At 65.5% G+C, this 15,205-nt stretch carries 16 protein-coding genes; 9 read left to right on the top strand and 7 right to left on the bottom strand.

Features of this window, described 5'->3' with window-relative positions:
- Window positions 1-20 precede the first annotated feature (20 nt).
- Together ACQR0U_RS27920 and ACQR0U_RS27915 are read left to right on the top strand one after the other, a co-directional pair.
- Complete coding sequence (locus tag ACQR0U_RS27920) at window positions 21-1,673, top strand: glycosyltransferase family 39 protein (protein WP_316171150.1); 1,653 nt, start codon at window positions 21-23, stop codon at window positions 1,671-1,673.
- 106 nt (window positions 1,674-1,779) lie between these two features.
- Window positions 1,780-2,559: a class II aldolase/adducin family protein gene (locus ACQR0U_RS27915; protein WP_315828256.1), complete on the top strand. Its 780-nt coding sequence runs from the start codon at window positions 1,780-1,782 to the stop codon at window positions 2,557-2,559.
- A gap of 108 nt (window positions 2,560-2,667) precedes the next feature.
- Here the strand turns inward: ACQR0U_RS27915 and ACQR0U_RS27910 are convergent, their stop codons facing one another.
- From ACQR0U_RS27910 to groES, 5 genes are all read right to left on the bottom strand, one after another.
- The gene (locus ACQR0U_RS27910) at window positions 2,668-3,201 is read right to left on the bottom strand and encodes a hypothetical protein (protein ID WP_434844029.1); all 534 of its coding nucleotides are present in this window, start codon (window positions 3,199-3,201) and stop codon (window positions 2,668-2,670) included.
- 90 nt (window positions 3,202-3,291) lie between these two features.
- A complete protein-coding gene (locus ACQR0U_RS27905; RefSeq protein WP_315716109.1) occupies window positions 3,292-3,741 on the bottom strand; it encodes an Hsp20 family protein in 450 nt (149 codons plus the stop codon).
- 250 nt (window positions 3,742-3,991) lie between these two features.
- A complete protein-coding gene (locus ACQR0U_RS27900; RefSeq protein ID WP_315716108.1) occupies window positions 3,992-4,222 on the bottom strand; it encodes a hypothetical protein in 231 nt (76 codons plus the stop codon).
- A 261-nt stretch (window positions 4,223-4,483) separates the two neighbouring features.
- Window positions 4,484-6,106 (bottom strand): chaperonin GroEL, encoded by a 1,623-nt coding sequence (groL, locus tag ACQR0U_RS27895; protein ID WP_316171152.1) that lies wholly within the window; start codon window positions 6,104-6,106, stop codon window positions 4,484-4,486.
- A gap of 42 nt (window positions 6,107-6,148) precedes the next feature.
- On the bottom strand, window positions 6,149-6,463 hold the full coding sequence (gene groES, locus ACQR0U_RS27890; RefSeq protein WP_008961795.1) for a co-chaperone GroES: 315 nt from the start codon (window positions 6,461-6,463) through the stop codon (window positions 6,149-6,151).
- 222 nt (window positions 6,464-6,685) lie between these two features.
- Here groES and ACQR0U_RS27885 point away from each other — a divergent pair, with 222 nt between their 5' ends.
- On the top strand, window positions 6,686-7,780 hold the full coding sequence (locus tag ACQR0U_RS27885; protein WP_315753079.1) for a trypsin-like peptidase domain-containing protein: 1,095 nt from the start codon (window positions 6,686-6,688) through the stop codon (window positions 7,778-7,780).
- Window positions 7,781-7,925: 145 nt separating this feature from the next.
- Window positions 7,926-9,137 (top strand): GGDEF domain-containing protein, encoded by a 1,212-nt coding sequence (locus ACQR0U_RS27880; protein WP_316167041.1) that lies wholly within the window; start codon window positions 7,926-7,928, stop codon window positions 9,135-9,137.
- Window positions 9,138-9,196: 59 nt separating this feature from the next.
- Here the strand turns inward: ACQR0U_RS27880 and ACQR0U_RS27875 are convergent, their stop codons facing one another.
- Both ACQR0U_RS27875 and ACQR0U_RS27870 read right to left on the bottom strand, forming a co-directional pair.
- Entirely contained in the window at window positions 9,197-10,600 is a 1,404-nt protein-coding gene (locus tag ACQR0U_RS27875) for a M20/M25/M40 family metallo-hydrolase (RefSeq protein ID WP_434844028.1), read from the bottom strand.
- Window positions 10,601-10,759: 159 nt separating this feature from the next.
- Window positions 10,760-12,370: a helicase HerA-like domain-containing protein gene (locus tag ACQR0U_RS27870; RefSeq protein WP_315716102.1), complete on the bottom strand. Its 1,611-nt coding sequence runs from the start codon at window positions 12,368-12,370 to the stop codon at window positions 10,760-10,762.
- A gap of 335 nt (window positions 12,371-12,705) precedes the next feature.
- On the opposite strand from ACQR0U_RS27870, the gene ACQR0U_RS27865 reads away from it, so the two are divergent.
- The 5 genes from ACQR0U_RS27865 to folK all read left to right on the top strand — a co-directional run bounded on the left by ACQR0U_RS27865 (window position 12,706) and on the right by folK (window position 15,183).
- Entirely contained in the window at window positions 12,706-12,912 is a 207-nt protein-coding gene (locus tag ACQR0U_RS27865) for a hypothetical protein (protein WP_434844027.1), read from the top strand.
- Window positions 12,913-12,980: 68 nt separating this feature from the next.
- Window positions 12,981-13,388 carry a DUF4332 domain-containing protein gene (locus ACQR0U_RS27860; protein ID WP_315716100.1) on the top strand — a complete coding sequence of 136 codons (408 nt, stop codon included), beginning with the start codon at window positions 12,981-12,983 and terminating at the stop codon, window positions 13,386-13,388.
- 75 nt (window positions 13,389-13,463) lie between these two features.
- Entirely contained in the window at window positions 13,464-14,321 is an 858-nt protein-coding gene (folP, locus tag ACQR0U_RS27855) for a dihydropteroate synthase (protein ID WP_434844026.1), read from the top strand.
- A complete protein-coding gene (folB, locus tag ACQR0U_RS27850; protein ID WP_315716098.1) occupies window positions 14,318-14,686 on the top strand; it encodes a dihydroneopterin aldolase in 369 nt (122 codons plus the stop codon). Before folP ends, folB begins: the two co-directional genes overlap by 4 nt.
- A gap of 5 nt (window positions 14,687-14,691) precedes the next feature.
- Entirely contained in the window at window positions 14,692-15,183 is a 492-nt protein-coding gene (gene folK, locus ACQR0U_RS27845; RefSeq protein WP_315716198.1) for a 2-amino-4-hydroxy-6-hydroxymethyldihydropteridine diphosphokinase, read from the top strand.
- Window positions 15,184-15,205 lie beyond the last annotated feature (22 nt).

Below are 15,205 nucleotides of genomic sequence, written 5' to 3'. Positions count from 1 at the left end.
ACGCCGGGTCACACTCAGCCATGACAACGATAACCACTTCGGTTCTTGAGACCCCGACGCGGCGGTCCCTCGAGCGGACGTATGACGATCTTGCACTGTTCGTGCTTGCCGCGGTCGCGGTGGTGGCCGGACTGACCTTCCGGGATTACGGCCTCGGCTGGGACGATTACACCCATGCCGAATATGCCGATCTGTTGCTGCGCATGTACGGCTCCGGTTTCAGGGACCAGGCGGCGCTGTCGTTCGCCAACCTGTATATGTACGGTGGCGGCTTCGACATGGTTGCAGCCCTGCTGCACAAGATCCTGCCGCTGGAATTGTTCGAGACGCGCCGGCTGGTCGGGGCCGTCGTCGGGCTGATCGGCCTTGGCGTGACCTGGCGCCTGGCGCGTCGCATCGGCGGTCCGGTGGCCGGCCTCGCCGCACTGCTGCTGCTGGCGCTGTGCCCGATCTTCTACGGCCACATGTTCATGAACCCGAAGGACGCCCCCTTCGCGGTCGCCATGGTGGTGCTGCTGATGGGTCTCGTGCGCCTTGCCGAGGAGTACCCCTACCCCTCGCCGCGCACCATCCTGATCCTCGGCCTCGGCGCCGGCTTTTCGATCGGCTCCCGCATCCTGGGCGGCATGGCTGTCGTCTATGCGATGGTCGGCTTCATGCCGCTGTTCTTGGAGGAGTACCGCACGCAAGGGCCGCGCGAGGCGATCCGCCGCTTCGCCCACGTGCTCTACGTGCTGATCCCAGGCCTGGTCCTGGGCTACCTGATCATGGGGCTGATCTGGCCCTGGTCGATCATCGAACCGGCCAACCCGTTCCGGGCCCTGACCTATTTCTCGCACTTCTTCGAGAAGCCGTGGAAGGAGATGTTCGACGGGGCGCTGGTCTCGGTGCCGGACATGCCCTGGTCGTATTTGCCGACGCTGTTCGCGCTGCAGCTGCCCGAACTGATGATCGCGCTGTTCGTCGCCGGCACCGTCGCCTCCATCATGTCGCTGTCGCGGCCCAACATGCCGGCGCGCCAGAAGAGCATCCTGCTGATGCTGACCCTGGCGGCGACGCTGCCGATCCTGATCGCGATCGTCAAACGCCCGGCGCTCTACAACGGCATCCGCCACTTCGTGTTCGTGATCCCGCCGATGGCGCTGCTCGGCGGCATCGCGTTCTCCTGGCTGCTGTCGTGGCTCAACGCCGACGAGCGCCGCAGCTGGCAGCCGGTGGCGATCGCCGCGTTCTGCTTCGGCCTGCTGCTGCCGCTGGCCGAGATGATCCGGCTGCATCCCTATCAGTACACCCACTTCAACTTCATCGCCGGCACGGTGCGCGAGGCCGACACCCGGTTCATGCTCGACTATTGGGGGCTGGCGCTGAAGCAGGCCTCCGACGGGCTGAAGGAGCAGCTCGACGAGCGCCAGGAGGTGCCGCCGATCGGGCACAAATGGAAGGTCGCGGTCTGCGGTCCGCAGCGGCCGGCCCAGGTCGCGCTCGGCCCCGATTTCACCATCGGCTGGGACAGCCACGCGGCCGACTTCGCCATGACCCTCGGCGAGTTCTACTGCAAGGGACTGACTGCCCCTGTCATGGTCGAGATCAAGCGCGACGACGTCGTGTTCGCCCGGGTCTACGACATCCGCGGCCGCAGCATCTCCAGCCTGCTGTCGATCCCGGCGCCCTGAGCGGCCTGCTCAGCCAAACGACATGACTGCTCCCCCTGCCCCGCGCCTTGCCGCGCGGCGGCGTGCCGCCTAGGCTCCGATGAACTCTTGGAAATCGGAGAATGCCATGTCGCCAGCCGAAGCGCGCCTCAAGGAAGTGCCGTCGAACATGACCGAGGCCGAATGGTCGCAGCGGGTCAATCTCGCCGCCGCCTACCGCCTGGTGGCGCTGTTCGGCTGGGACGACCTGGTGGACACTCACATCTCGGCCCGCGTCCCCGGCCCCGAGCATCACTTCCTGATCAACCCCTACGGCCTGCTGTTCGAGGAGATCACCGCCTCCAGCCTGATCAAGGTCGACCTCTACGGCAATCAGTTGTCCGAGAGCGAGTACAGCATCAATCCCGCCGGCTTCACCATCCATTCCGCGATCCATGAGGTCCGCGAGGATGCCGGCTGCGTGATCCATCTGCACACGCTCGACGGCGTCGCGGTGTCGAGCTGCGCCGACGGCCTGCTGCCGCTGAACCAGATCGCGCAATACGTGACCCACGACCTCGCCTATCACGACTACGAGGGCGTGGCGCTGGACCATGACGAGCGGCCGCGGCTGCAGCGCGACCTCGGCAGCAAGAACCACATGCTCTTGCGCAATCACGGCACCCTGACGGTCGGCCGCTCGGTCGCCTCCGCCTTCGAGCGCATGTATCACCTGGAGCGTGCCTGCTCGATCCAGGTCCGCACGCGCACGCTCGGTCCCTCGGCCTATCCCGTGCGCGACGAGGTCATCGACAAGAATGCGAAGCTGTTCGACAACGAGGATCGCGTCGAGCTGCGCTCCACCCAGCTGGTCTGGCCGCCGCTGCTGCGCCGGCTCGATCGCCTCAATCCGGGCTACCGGAATTGATTGTCGCCCGCTGATCGGCTAGTCTGAACCGATCACCCTCTACGCTTTTCGGAATGAAACGCCGCCCAATTCCGGGCGGCGTTTTTATTCGTGCGATGCTGTGCCCCGTCAGCAGCATCCTGCCCGAGCCATGCCCTGGTGCTCGGACGGGCCGTGCAGTTGCTGCAATTCCTCGGCCAGCCGCCGCTCGACGAAGCGCCGCTCGTGCTCGGCAAGGCGGGTGGCGAGCAGCTTGCGATAGCGCCGCACATTGGCCTCGCGCGAGAACCGCAGGCGGGCGGCGGGCCGCATCCTGCCGCTCGCGGCGCTGTCGATCGCGGCGCCATCGGCTTCGACATCGACGCGCGGAACGATGCGCATGGCCGCCCCGCCGCGTGGGCGCGGCGGCTGATCCTCGCGGTCCAGCTGACGCAGCGCGCCAAGCACGTCGGCCAGATAAAGCGGCCTGGCGATGCCCGGGATCTTGCGCAGGCCCGGCTGCGACTCGACGGCATACATGTCCGACGCCCAGGACGACAGGATCAGCCGCTTCTCGGCCAGTGACAGCTTGCGGTCATTCAGCAGGTCCGCCGGCGACTCGTAGTGCGAGACCGGATGGAATCCGGCACTGCCCGCGGTGATCGAAAAACGGTGCTCGCTCATGGCGTCTCTCCTCTCCCACTCCTTTCACCAGAGACAGATGCTGCAACGGCGCGGGCGACACGCCGCCCGCGCCGTAGCTCGAACAAGGCGTCAGGCCGCCTTCTGCTGCGCGATCTTCTCGACCGGCGCCGTGCCGATGGCGATGCGGCGCGGCTTCATCGCCTCGGGAATCTCGCGCACGAGCTCGATCCGCAGCAGGCCGTTGTCGAACGCCGCGTTGGTCACCTGCACGTAGTCGGCGAGATTGAACTGCCGCTTGAACGGCCGCGACGAGATGCCCTGATAGAGGTATTCGCGGGTCTCCTTGTCGCCCTTGCGTCCTTCCACCGTGAGCACGTTGTGCTCGGCGGTGATGGACAGTTCGTCCGGAGCGAAGCCCGCCAGCGCCAGCGAAATCTGGTAGCGGTCGTCGCCGATCCGCTCGATGTTGTACGGGGGATAGTGGTCCTCGACCGCGCGCTGGGTCTCGTCGAGCAGGTCGAACAGACGGTCGAAGCCGATGGTCGAACGCCACAGCGGAGAGAAGTCGTAGGTCCTCATAGCCAAGTCCTCCTAGGAGCAAGATGGATACGAAGGAGCGCCGAGCCGATGCGGACTTCAAAGTCCCGGAGATGTCCGAGTACCAAGAGACTTCTGAGTACCAGACAACCGGTCAGCGCCCAGATTTCGACCGGGCCCTGATGGCACCCGGCGCCGCCGAAGCGGCAGCAGACGAATTAGAAAAGCCGGCATCCATTTCAAGAGGAACGGATCGATTTTTTTCGCAGCCTTTTTCGCAGCGCAAAACCCGTCAGGCGGCCACGGCGGACAGCCGCTGCAGCCGCATCGTCGCCTCCCGCAGCACGCTGACCAGCCGGTCGCGCTCGCGCTGATCGATGTCGCCACGCGACAACACGGCCTGGCAGTGCGCCACCACGCGTTGCTCGCTCTCGATCAAGAACCGCGTCAAGCGACGGGGATCGCCCATGCTCATGACGGAGGTCGGGTTGGGCGGCGGATGATCGTATTGCCAGGCTGGCATGATCGGGCCTGCGAGCTCGCGCTGCTGATGAGACCGGGCGGCGCGGCAGCGCTCAACCACACCTCCCGTCGACCGTCGGTCCGATCACAGCCGGCTCACTGAACGCAATTGTGGCCGGTTCTGGACGAACTGCGATCGCCAACCTGATTGATAGCTGCCCGTTGTGGCCGATCCACGACCGCACAGGGCAGCGATCAGTTGTTTGTAGATATTTCCTTCAGGCAGCCGAGGCTGGCTGCGGCCAGCCCCGGCTTCATCAGATCAGAAGTCCATCGACGGCGCGGCCGCGGCGGCGTCCGCCTTCTTCGGCTTGTCGGCCACCAGCGCCTCGGTGGTGATCAGCAGCGAGGCGACCGAGGCCGCATCCTGCAGCGCGGTACGGACCACCTTGGCGGGGTCGATCACGCCGGCCTGCACCAGATCCTGGTACTCGCCGGTCGCGGCGTTGAAGCCCCAGCTGTAGGTATCCTTCTCCAGCAGCTTGCCGACCACCAGCGAGCCGTCGTCACCGGCGTTCTGCACGATCTGCCGCACCGGCACCTGGATGGCGCGCCGGACGATGTCGACGCCGGCCTTCTGGTCGGCGTTAACAGTCTTGACGCCGTCGAGCACCTTGGTGGCGCGCAGCAGCGCGACGCCGCCGCCGGGCAGGATGCCCTCCTCCACCGCGGCGCGGGTGGCGTGCAGCGCATCGTCGACGCGGTCCTTGCGCTCCTTGACCTCGACCTCGGTGGCGCCGCCGACCCGGATCACCGCGACGCCGCCGGCGAGCTTGGCGAGCCGCTCCTGCAGCTTCTCGCGGTCGTAGTCGGAGGTGGTCTCCTCGATCTGCAGCCTGATCTGCTGGGTGCGCGCCTCGATGTCCTTCCTGGCGCCGGCGCCGTCGACGATCGTGGTGTTCTCCTTGTCGACCACGACCTTCTTGGCGCGGCCGAGCATCGACAAGGTGACGTTCTCCAGCTTGATGCCGAGATCCTCGGAGATCGTGGTGCCGCCGGTGAGGATCGCGATGTCCTCCAGCATGGCCTTGCGGCGATCGCCAAAGCCCGGCGCCTTGACGGCGGCGATCTTCAGGCCGCCGCGCAGCTTGTTGACGACCAGGGTGGCCAGCGCCTCGCCTTCGACATCCTCGGCGACGATCAGCAGCGGCTTGCCGGACTGCACCACGGCTTCGAGCAGCGGCAGCATGGTCTGCAGGCCCGACAGCTTCTTCTCGTGGATCAGGATGAAGGGATCCTCGAGCTCGACCCGCATCTTCTCGGAATTGGTGACGAAGTACGGCGAGACGTAGCCGCGGTCGAACTGCATGCCCTCGACCACCTCGAGCTCGGTGTCGAGGCTCTTGGCCTCCTCGACCGTGATCACGCCCTCATTGCCGACCTTCTGCATGGCCTCGGCGAGGAAGCGGCCGATCTCGTTGTCGCCATTGGCCGAGATGGTGCCGACCTGCGCGATCTCGTCATTGCTGGTGATCTTCTTGGCGTGCGACTTGAGATCCTTGACGATCGCGTCGACGGCGAGATCAATGCCGCGCTTCAGATCCATCGGGTTCATGCCGGCGGCGACCGACTTCGCGCCTTCCTTGACGATGGCCTGGGCGAGCACGGTGGCGGTGGTGGTGCCGTCGCCGGCGAGATCGGCGGTCTTCGAGGCCACCTCGCGCACCATCTGCGCGCCCATGTTCTCGAACTTGTCCTCCAGCTCGATCTCCTTGGCGACCGTCACGCCGTCCTTGGTGATGCGCGGCGCGCCGAACGATTTCTCGATCACGACGTTGCGGCCCTTGGGACCGAGCGTGACCTTCACGGCATTGGCGAGGATGTCGACGCCGCGCAGCATGCGGTCGCGCGCGTCGGTCGAAAACTTCACGTCCTTGGCAGCCATGTTCGTCGTCTCCTTTCTCTCGATGACTGTCAGTTGAGGGAATCACGCAGCCTTCTTGGCCGCGACGGGCGTGTCGATGATGCCGAGCAGATCGCTCTCCTTCATGATCAGAAGATCCTTGCCGTCGATCTTGACCTCGGTGCCCGACCATTTCCCGAACAGCACCCGGTCGCCGGGCTTGACGTCGAGCGGCACCAATTGCCCCTGCTCATTCCGCGCGCCAGGACCCGCGGCAACGATCTCGCCCTCCTGCGGCTTCTCCTTGGCGGTGTCGGGAATGATGATGCCGCCCTTGGTCTTCTCCTCGGCATCGATACGGCGCACGAGCACGCGGTCGTGCAATGGACGGAAATGCATGCACATCCTCCTTTACAGATCAGCGATGTCATAAGCCTCGGGTCCCATCAGGCCCCCGAGCGAGCAACGACCTAGGAAAGCCGAACTTTTCGTTCAAGAGGGTCACGTAAATTTTTTGGCACTCTCGGGGAACGATTGCCAGTGCGGCTCTTGAACCGGGCCGGCCGCTTTCCCAGTTCTGTCGTCGCCAAAAAATCCTGATCGCGCTTGTTGGGGATCACGATGCAGCTTCCGCCTTTTCTCCGGGCCGTCCTGGCGCCTGCCATTCTGCTTTGCCTGATGACCGGGCCTGCCTTGGCCCAAATTCCCGATCTCAAGCTCGGCCGGGTGCCGACGCTGGCCCCGCTGGTCAAGGAAGTGACGCCCGCCGTCGTCAACATCTCGGTCGAAGGCAAGGTCCGCCAGGACAATCCGCTCTACCAGGACCCGCTGTTTCGCGAGTTTTTCGACGTCCCCAAGCAGGTCGAGAAGCAGATCAGCGCCACCGGCTCGGGCGTCATCGTCGATGCGCAGCGCGGCTACGTCATGACCGCCAATCACGTCGTCGAGCACGTCACGACAGCGCAGATCCGCACCAAGGATGGCCGCAAATTCGCCGCCCGCCTGGTCGGGCGCGATCCCGCCACCGATATCGCGCTGCTGCAGATCAGGGACCCCATCGACCTCAAGGCCATCGCGCTTGGCGACAGTGATGCGCTCGAGGTCGGCGACTTCGTGATCGCCGTCGGCAACCCGTTCGGTCTTGGCCAGACCGTCACCTCGGGTCTCGTGAGCGCGCTCGGACGAACCGGCCTCGGCAAGCAGGGCTACGAGGATTTCATCCAGACCGACGCTGCGATCAATCCCGGCAATTCCGGCGGCGCGCTGATCAATCTGCGCGGCGAGCTGGTCGGCATCAACACCGCGATCATCTCGCCCGGCGGCGGCAATGTCGGCATCGGCTTCGCCGTCCCGATCAACATGGCGCGGCGGGTGATGGAGCAGCTCGTCGCCAACGGCCGCGTCGATCGCGGCCGCATCGGCGTGACCCTGCTCGACCTGGATGCGCCGGCCGATGGCCGGATTCAGGGCGCGCGCGTCGCCGACGTCACCGTGGGCTCGCCGGCCGAACGCGCGGGACTGCGCAAGGGCGACATCATCGTGAAGGCGAACGACATGCCGGTGCGCAGCGCCACGCAGGTGCGCAACCTGATCGGCCTCACACCGGTCGGGCAGCGCGTCCGTCTCGTGTTCGAGCGCGACCGCGCGCTCGGCAATGCGACGGTGGAGGTCGCACCGGTCACCGAAGAACGTGCGCGCGCGAGAACCTCGGGCTGAGAATTCAACTTCAGTTCGTTGTTAGCTGCGCATACCACGTGGAGTAAATTTTTACCGTGCATCAAGCATGCAGCGAGACGCCGATACCTCTCTAAACGCCTGTTAAGTGCTATCGCGCTTATTGCAACCCCGCGGAGGTATTGAAATGCGGGGTGATGGTTTGGCGTTCAGTTTGCCACGCTGGCGCGTGACGCGCTGGCTGGCCGACCCGGGATATCCGGTGTCATCAGATATCCGCCGCGCATTGACGCGTGAGCTCTACGGCTGCTGGTCGGTGTTCGCCGGCGGCGCCATCAACACCGTTGCTGTCGCCGCAGCGCTCGCACTGCGTACGCCGAGCCCGCTCTTCATCACCTGGTTCGTGCTCGAAGTCGCGATCTGCCTGTCGCGGCTGATCGTGATGATCATTGCCTACCGCCGCGCCCGCGAGCGGCTGGCGACGCCGACCGACATCCACATCCTGCTGTCGGTGGCCTGGAGCGCCAGCGTCGGTTTCGGCGTCGGCATCAGCCTCGCGTCCGGCGACTGGGTGGCCGCGTCACTGACCTGCATCTCCTCGGCCGCCATGGTGGGCGGCATCTGCTTTCGCAATTTCAGCGCGCCGCGCCTGGTCGGCACGATGATCCTGTTCAGCATCGGCCCCGTCATCCCCGGCGTCGCGACGTCGCATGAGCCGTTGTTGTTCGCGATGTATCTGCAGATGCCGGTCTACTTCCTCGCCATGACCGGCGCGGCGTTCCGGCTCAACAAGATGCTGGTGGCGGTCATGCAGGCCAAGCGCGAGAGCGACGAGCGGGCGCGGCTCGATCCACTCACGGGCCTGTCCAACCGCGCCGGCCTGGTCGATGCGCTGCAGAGCAGGCTCGACGCCGGCGGCGATCGGAGCTTCGCCGTCCTGTATCTCGATCTCGATGGCTTCAAGCCGGTCAACGACACCTTCGGTCACGCCGCAGGCGACGAGCTGCTGAAGATCGTCGGCCGGACGCTGCGGCAGACCGCCTCTCGCGGCGACGTCATCGCCCGGATCGGCGGCGACGAGTTCGTGGTGCTCGCCGGCGATGATGCGCTCGACCACGCGCTGGCGCTCGGCGAGCGCATCATCGAGGTGATGACCTCGCCGATGGCCCTGCCGGGCGGCGCGCATGTCCAGATCGGCATCAGCATCGGCATCGCCGTCGCGCCCGAGCACGGCACCGATCCGGAAGCCCTGCTGTTCGCGGCGGACGCCGCATTGTATGAAGCCAAGTCGAGCGGGAAATCCTGCTGGCGATTGGCTTCGGCCGAAGCCAATCTCGCAGCGCTGCGCAAGATCGCCGGCGGCGATCTTGCGGCGAAGTCGGTCGCCAGCGCGGCGTGAGTTCAGCCTCGTGCAAACAATCAGCGCCGTCGCGGTCGTAGCCCGGACGAGCGCCTGCACTACCGTGGCATCTCCGCGAGCGCGGCGAGGATGCGGGCCCAGGAGCGGATGCCCTTGTGATAGCTCTTGAGGTCGTATTTCTCATTCGGCGAATGGATGTTGTCGTCGTCGAGACCGAAGCCGACCAGCAGTGAATCGAGACCGAGCGTCTTCTTGAAGTCCGTGACGATCGGGATCGAGGCGCCCGAGCCCATCAGGACGGTCTCCTTGCCCCACTCCTCGGTCAACGCCTGCCTGGCAGCCGCCAACGGCTTCATGGTCCAGTCGAGCGCGATCGCAGCGCCCGCCGAATGATCGCCGAACTCGACCGAGCAGTCGCCGGGGATGCGCGCCGACACGTAGTCGCGGAAGGCCTTGCGGATCTTCAGCGGGTCCTGGCCCTCGACGAGGCGGAACGAGATCTTCGCATGCGCCAGCGACGGAATCACGGTCTTGGAGCCCTCGCCGATATAGCCGCCCCAGATGCCGTTGATGTCGCAGGTCGGCCGCGACGAGATTTGCTCGATCAGCAGACGATCCTTCTCGCCGGCGGGGATCGACAGGCCGATCGGCTTGAGGAAGCTCTCGGGCGTCAGGTTGAGCTTCTTCCACTGCTCCAGGACCTCCGGCGGCACATCCTTCACGCCGTCATAGAAGCCGGGGATGGTGATGCGCCCGTCGGCGTCGAACAGGCCGCCGAGGATCTCGGTCAGCACGCGGATCGGATTGCGCGCGCCGCCGCCGAACACGCCGGAATGCAGATCGCGATTGGCGGCCTTGATCTTCACCTCTTCATAGAGCAGCCCGCGAAGCGAGGTCGTGATCGCCGGGGTGTTCGGGTCCCACATGCCGGTGTCACAGACCAGCGCGAAGTCGGCCTTGAACTCGTCCTTGTTGGCTTCGAGGAACGGCACGAAGTTCTTGGAGCCGACCTCCTCCTCGCCTTCGATCAGCATCGTGATGTCGAGCGGCAGCGCGCCCGTCACCTTCTTCCAGGCGCGGCAGGCCTCGACGAAGGTCATCAGCTGGCCCTTGTCGTCCTCGGCGCCGCGCGCGACGATGATCTTGCGGCCGTCGGCATGGTCGGCGACCACGGGCTCGAACGGCGGCCGATACCACAGCTCGAGCGGATCGACCGGCTGCACGTCGTAATGGCCGTAGAACAGGACATGTGGCTTGGCCGCGCCATGGCCGTTGCTCTTGCCGACCACGGCCGGATGGCCGGCGGTCGGCCGCACTTCGGCGGCGAAACCGAGCGTCGCAAGATCCTTGGCAAGATGGTCGGCTGCTGCCTTGCAATCCCCAGCGAAGGCCGGATCGGCCGAGATCGACTTGATCCGGATCAGCGCAAACAGCCGCTCCAGGCTATTGTCGAAGTCGGCGTCGATGTGGTCGAGAACGGATTGAAGCTGCGCATTGGCCATGGCCACCGGATCCTTCGCATGTAACGGCTATCGGCCCGCTTGTAGCTCCGTTGCGCGGTCCGGGCCAGCCTCATGCAAAGGCAGCAAATGCCGCCTGCCCCCCAATCGGCGCAGATGACATGACAAGGCCATCACGCCGACCGGGAACACGACACCATGTCAACGCCGCAGCAGTCCACCTAGCGCGCCACGCACGAGGGAGCGGCCGATCGAACTGCCCAAGGAGCCGCCGACCTGCTTGCCGAGATCGGCCGCGATCCCGCCCACCACCTTGTCGGAGACCGAGCGGGCGACGTTGCGCGCGATCACCTGCGTGGTCGAGAGCTGGCCGCGCTTGACGTTGGTGCCGAAAATCGTCGCGGCGATGTCGCCGATCTTGCCGAGCACGCTGCCGGAGGAGGCTTCCGTCGTCGCGGCGGTTCCGCTGATCCGCTTCTGCAGCAGCTCGTAGGCGGACTCGGCGTCGATCGCGGTGTCGTATTTGCCCTTGACCGGGCTCGCGGCGATGATCGCCTTGCGCTCCTCGGGCGTGACGGGTCCGATGCGCGCCGACGGCGGCCGGATCAGGACGCGCTCCACCATCGCCGGCGTACCGTTGCCCTCCAGGAACGACACCAGCGCCTCGCCCTTGCCGAGCTCGGTGATCACCTTGGCGGTGTCCAGCTTGGGATTGGGGCGGAAGGTGTCGGCGGCGGCGGCCACGGCCTTCTGATCGCGCGGTGTGAAGGCGCGCAGCGCGTGCTGCACGCGATTGCCCAATTGCCCGAGCACCCGGTCAGGAACATCGAGCGGATTCTGCGTGACGAAATAGACGCCGACACCCTTCGACCGGATCAGCCGCACCACCTGCTCGATCTTGTCCATCAGCGCCTTCGGCGCATCATTGAACAACAGATGCGCCTCGTCGAAGAAGAACACCAGCTTGGGCTTGGCGAGATCGCCGACCTCCGGCAGCTCCTCGAACAGCTCGGACAGCATCCACAACAGGAACGTCGCGTAGAGTCGCGGGCTCTCCAGCAGCCTATCGGCGACGAGGATGTTGATCATGCCGCGGCCGTCGCGGTCGGTCTTCATGAAGTCGGTGAGCGCCAGCGCCGGCTCGCCGAAGAACTTCGTGCCGCCCTGGTTCTCGAGCACGAGCAACTGCCGCTGGATCGTGCCAACGGTCGCGCGCGTGACATTGCCGAACGACTGCGCCGCCTTCCGGATCGGCGCCAGCGGATCGGCCTCCGCATCCGCACCCTTCTTGCCGGCCTCCGGAATGATCGCGTCGAGCAGCGCGCGCAGATCCTTCATGTCGATCAGGGCGAGGCCGTTCTCGTCGGCCACGCGGAACGCGACGTTGAGCACGCCTTCCTGGACATCATTGAGGTCGAGCATCCGCGCCAGCAGCAGCGGTCCCATCTCGGTAACGGTGGCGCGCACCGGATGGCCCTGCTCCCCGAACACATCCCAAAATACCGTCGAGAACTGATCGGGCTGATAGGTGAGGCCGAGCTCGGTGGCGCGCTTGAGGATGAAGTCCTTCGCTTCGCCGGTCTGCGAGATGCCCGAGAGATCACCCTTGATGTCGGAGGCGAAGACCGGAACACCGGCACGGGCAAAACCCTCGGCCATCACCTGTAGCGAGACTGTCTTGCCGGTGCCGGTCGCGCCGGTGACCAGTCCATGGCGATTGGCAAGCGCAAGCGTCAACCAGGCCGGCTGCTCTCCGGCACCCACGAAGATCTTGTCGTCGGTATCAGCCACGGGTTTTCCGGATGGTGCCATGATGATCCATCTTTCGAGAGAGAATGTTTCGCATCACACGTGGTGCGGAGCATCGCGCGCGATAACATAGTTGAGTTTCGCGAGTTGGAACCAGCGTCAGGGTGCCTCACCTCTTCGCACGGCACGCACTCTTCTTAGCATTGGTGCTGCGCGATGCGCACGTTTGATCCGTGGATTCAACATCCGGTCTTGCATCGCTGCAACAGTTCATCGTCGATCGCGAATCGATTCGCGCACCGAGCCGGCTCCTCGCTTGTAATTCACGGATCGTCCGATCAAGATGAATTCAGCGAGAGGACATCCGGTCGTGGGGGACCGGATGAGACGGGGTTCACATGAACGAGTTGATTGAGCCGCTGGCCAGAACGGCCGGCATCAGTAAAGTCGTGGCTGAAATCATCGGCATCGGGCCTGACTTCCTCAGCGGCAATGGACGGCAACGGCAGGCGCCGCAGCCGTCAGCCGGTGAACTTTTTGCGTTCGGCCGCGACCAAATCGAAGCCGATCAGTTGGCACGATCGCGACAGGCACACCCGGCCTGAGCCCGGTTGCCCCAAGCCCGACCGCCCGGGCCAGATCACCTGAAGCACCTTCGCGCGCGCCGAGTATCATGACATATCCGATCACCGAACTCGAAGGCATGACGACCTTCTATGCCGCCAAGCTGAAAGCTTTGGGCATCCGGACCACCGACACATTTCTCGAAGCCGCCCGGACCGTGAAAGGGCGTAAGGCGCTGGCCGCCAAGACCGGCATCAGCGAGCAGCAACTGCTCGATTGGGCAAACGCCGCCGATTACATGCGCATTCCCGGCATGGGCAAGGCCAAGGTCTGCCTCGTCCGCGCAGCCGGGGTGACCACCGTGCGCGAGCTGGCGCACCGCAATCCCGCCCGGCTGGCGCAGAACATCAAGGAGGTGAACACCCGGCGGAAACTGGTTCGCATCCTGCCGTCGGAGAAGTCGGTCGGCCAGCTCATCGAAAGGGCACGCCGGCTGGAGCCGAAGATCAGCTATTGACCAGCCTCTAGATTGACCGCGCTTGTGCAGCGCGACACCTTGACTTGAGGGTGGCAACCGCGCAAAGCGGCGCCCATGAGCGCCATTTCGCCGCACTCCGCCCCGGACCTCGCGTCGAGCCACCCGCTGCTGCGGAGCTGGCTTTCGCGTCCATTCCCGGCGGTGATGGGCATTCTCAACGTCACACCGGATTCGTTCTCGGACGGCGGCCGCTTCGATGCACCGGAACGCGCCATTGCGCAGGCTGAGCGCTTGATCGCGGCCGGCGCCGACATCATCGACATCGGGGCCGAGTCCACCCGGCCCTACAAGGGCGCATCGCCGGTCACGGCGGAGGAGGAGCTGGCGCGCCTGCAGCCCGTGCTGCCCGCGGTCGTCGCACTCGGCGTGCCCGTGTCGATCGACAGCATGAAATCTCAAGTTGCAGGCTACGCGCTGGACCATGGTGCTGCGATCGCCAATGATGTGTGGGGTCTGCAGCGCGATCCCGCGATGGCCGATGTCGTCGCCGCGCATGGCGCGCCGATCGTGGTGATGCACAACCGTGCTGCCGTCGATCCGGAGATCGACATCGTCGCCGACATGATGGGCTTCTTCACGCGCTCGCTCGACATCGCGGCCAAGGCCGGCATTCCCCGTGGGAACATCGTGCTCGATCCAGGCATCGGCTTCGGCAAGACGGCGGAGCAGAGCATGATTGCGCTGGCCCGGCTCGATGCATTCGCATGCTTCGGGCTGCCGCTGCTGGTCGGCGCATCGCGCAAACGTTTCATCAGCACCGTGGTGGCGTCGGAGCCGCAGGAGCGGCTCGGCGGCTCGATCGCGGCGCATCTGATTGCGGCTCGGCGCGGTGCTGCAATCATCCGGGCGCATGACGTCGCCGAAACGGTTCAGGCCGTACGCGTGGCCGCGGCAATCGAGGCACTGCGATGACCGATACGATCTTCATCAAGGGCGTTCTCATCCACGCGCGTCATGGCGTGATGGAGCATGAGAGCGAGGTCGGCCAGCGCTTCGTGATCGACCTCGAGCTCTACACCGACCTTTCGGACTCCTCGCGCAGCGACCGCCTCGCCGACACCGTGTCCTATTCCGACGTGGTGGAGACGGCGACGGCGGCGTTCAAGGACTCCAACTACCGCCTGCTCGAACGCGCGGCCGGCGCGGTGGCCGATGCGATCCTGTCGACCTTCGCCCGCATTCGCGCCGTCAAGGTCACGGTGCACAAGCCGCATGCGCCGATCGCCGCCATCTTCGAGGATGTCGGCGTGGTGCTGACGCGCTCGCGGCATCCATGACGGCGATGGCGAGCGCGCTGGTTGCTCTCGGCGGCAATGTCGGCGACGTCAGGGCGACGTTCCGGCGCGCCATTCCGGAGATCTGTGCACGCGCGTCGGCGGCGCTTATCGCGCGCTCGTCCGACTACATCACGCCGCCATGGGGCGAGGAGCAGCAGCCGCCCTTCATCAATGCCTGCATCGAGATCGCGACCGCGATGCCTCCACGGCCGCTGCTCGGCGTTCTGCACGCGGTCGAGCGCATGTTCGGCCGCAATCGCGCGCAGGAGACGCGGTGGGGTCCGCGGACGCTCGACCTCGATCTGATCGCCTATGACGATTTCGCGATCGACACCCCCGATCTCACGCTGCCGCACCCTCGGCTGTTCGAACGCGGCTTCGTGCTGGTACCGCTGGCCGAGATCGTGCCGGCGCGACAGATTGCCGGCCGCCGCGTCGATGAGGCCGTGCTCGCCGTTTCGCGCGACGGAATCCGGCCGTTGCCGTCAGCCGAATAGCTGACATCTCCGGCCAAACAAC

This window comes from Bradyrhizobium sp. HKCCYLRH3097 (assembly GCF_051167875.1).
Classification (GTDB): domain Bacteria; phylum Pseudomonadota; class Alphaproteobacteria; order Rhizobiales; family Xanthobacteraceae; genus Bradyrhizobium.
The sequence above is the reverse complement of the archived record's forward strand: the minus strand, read 5'-3'. Positions and strand labels throughout refer to the sequence as shown.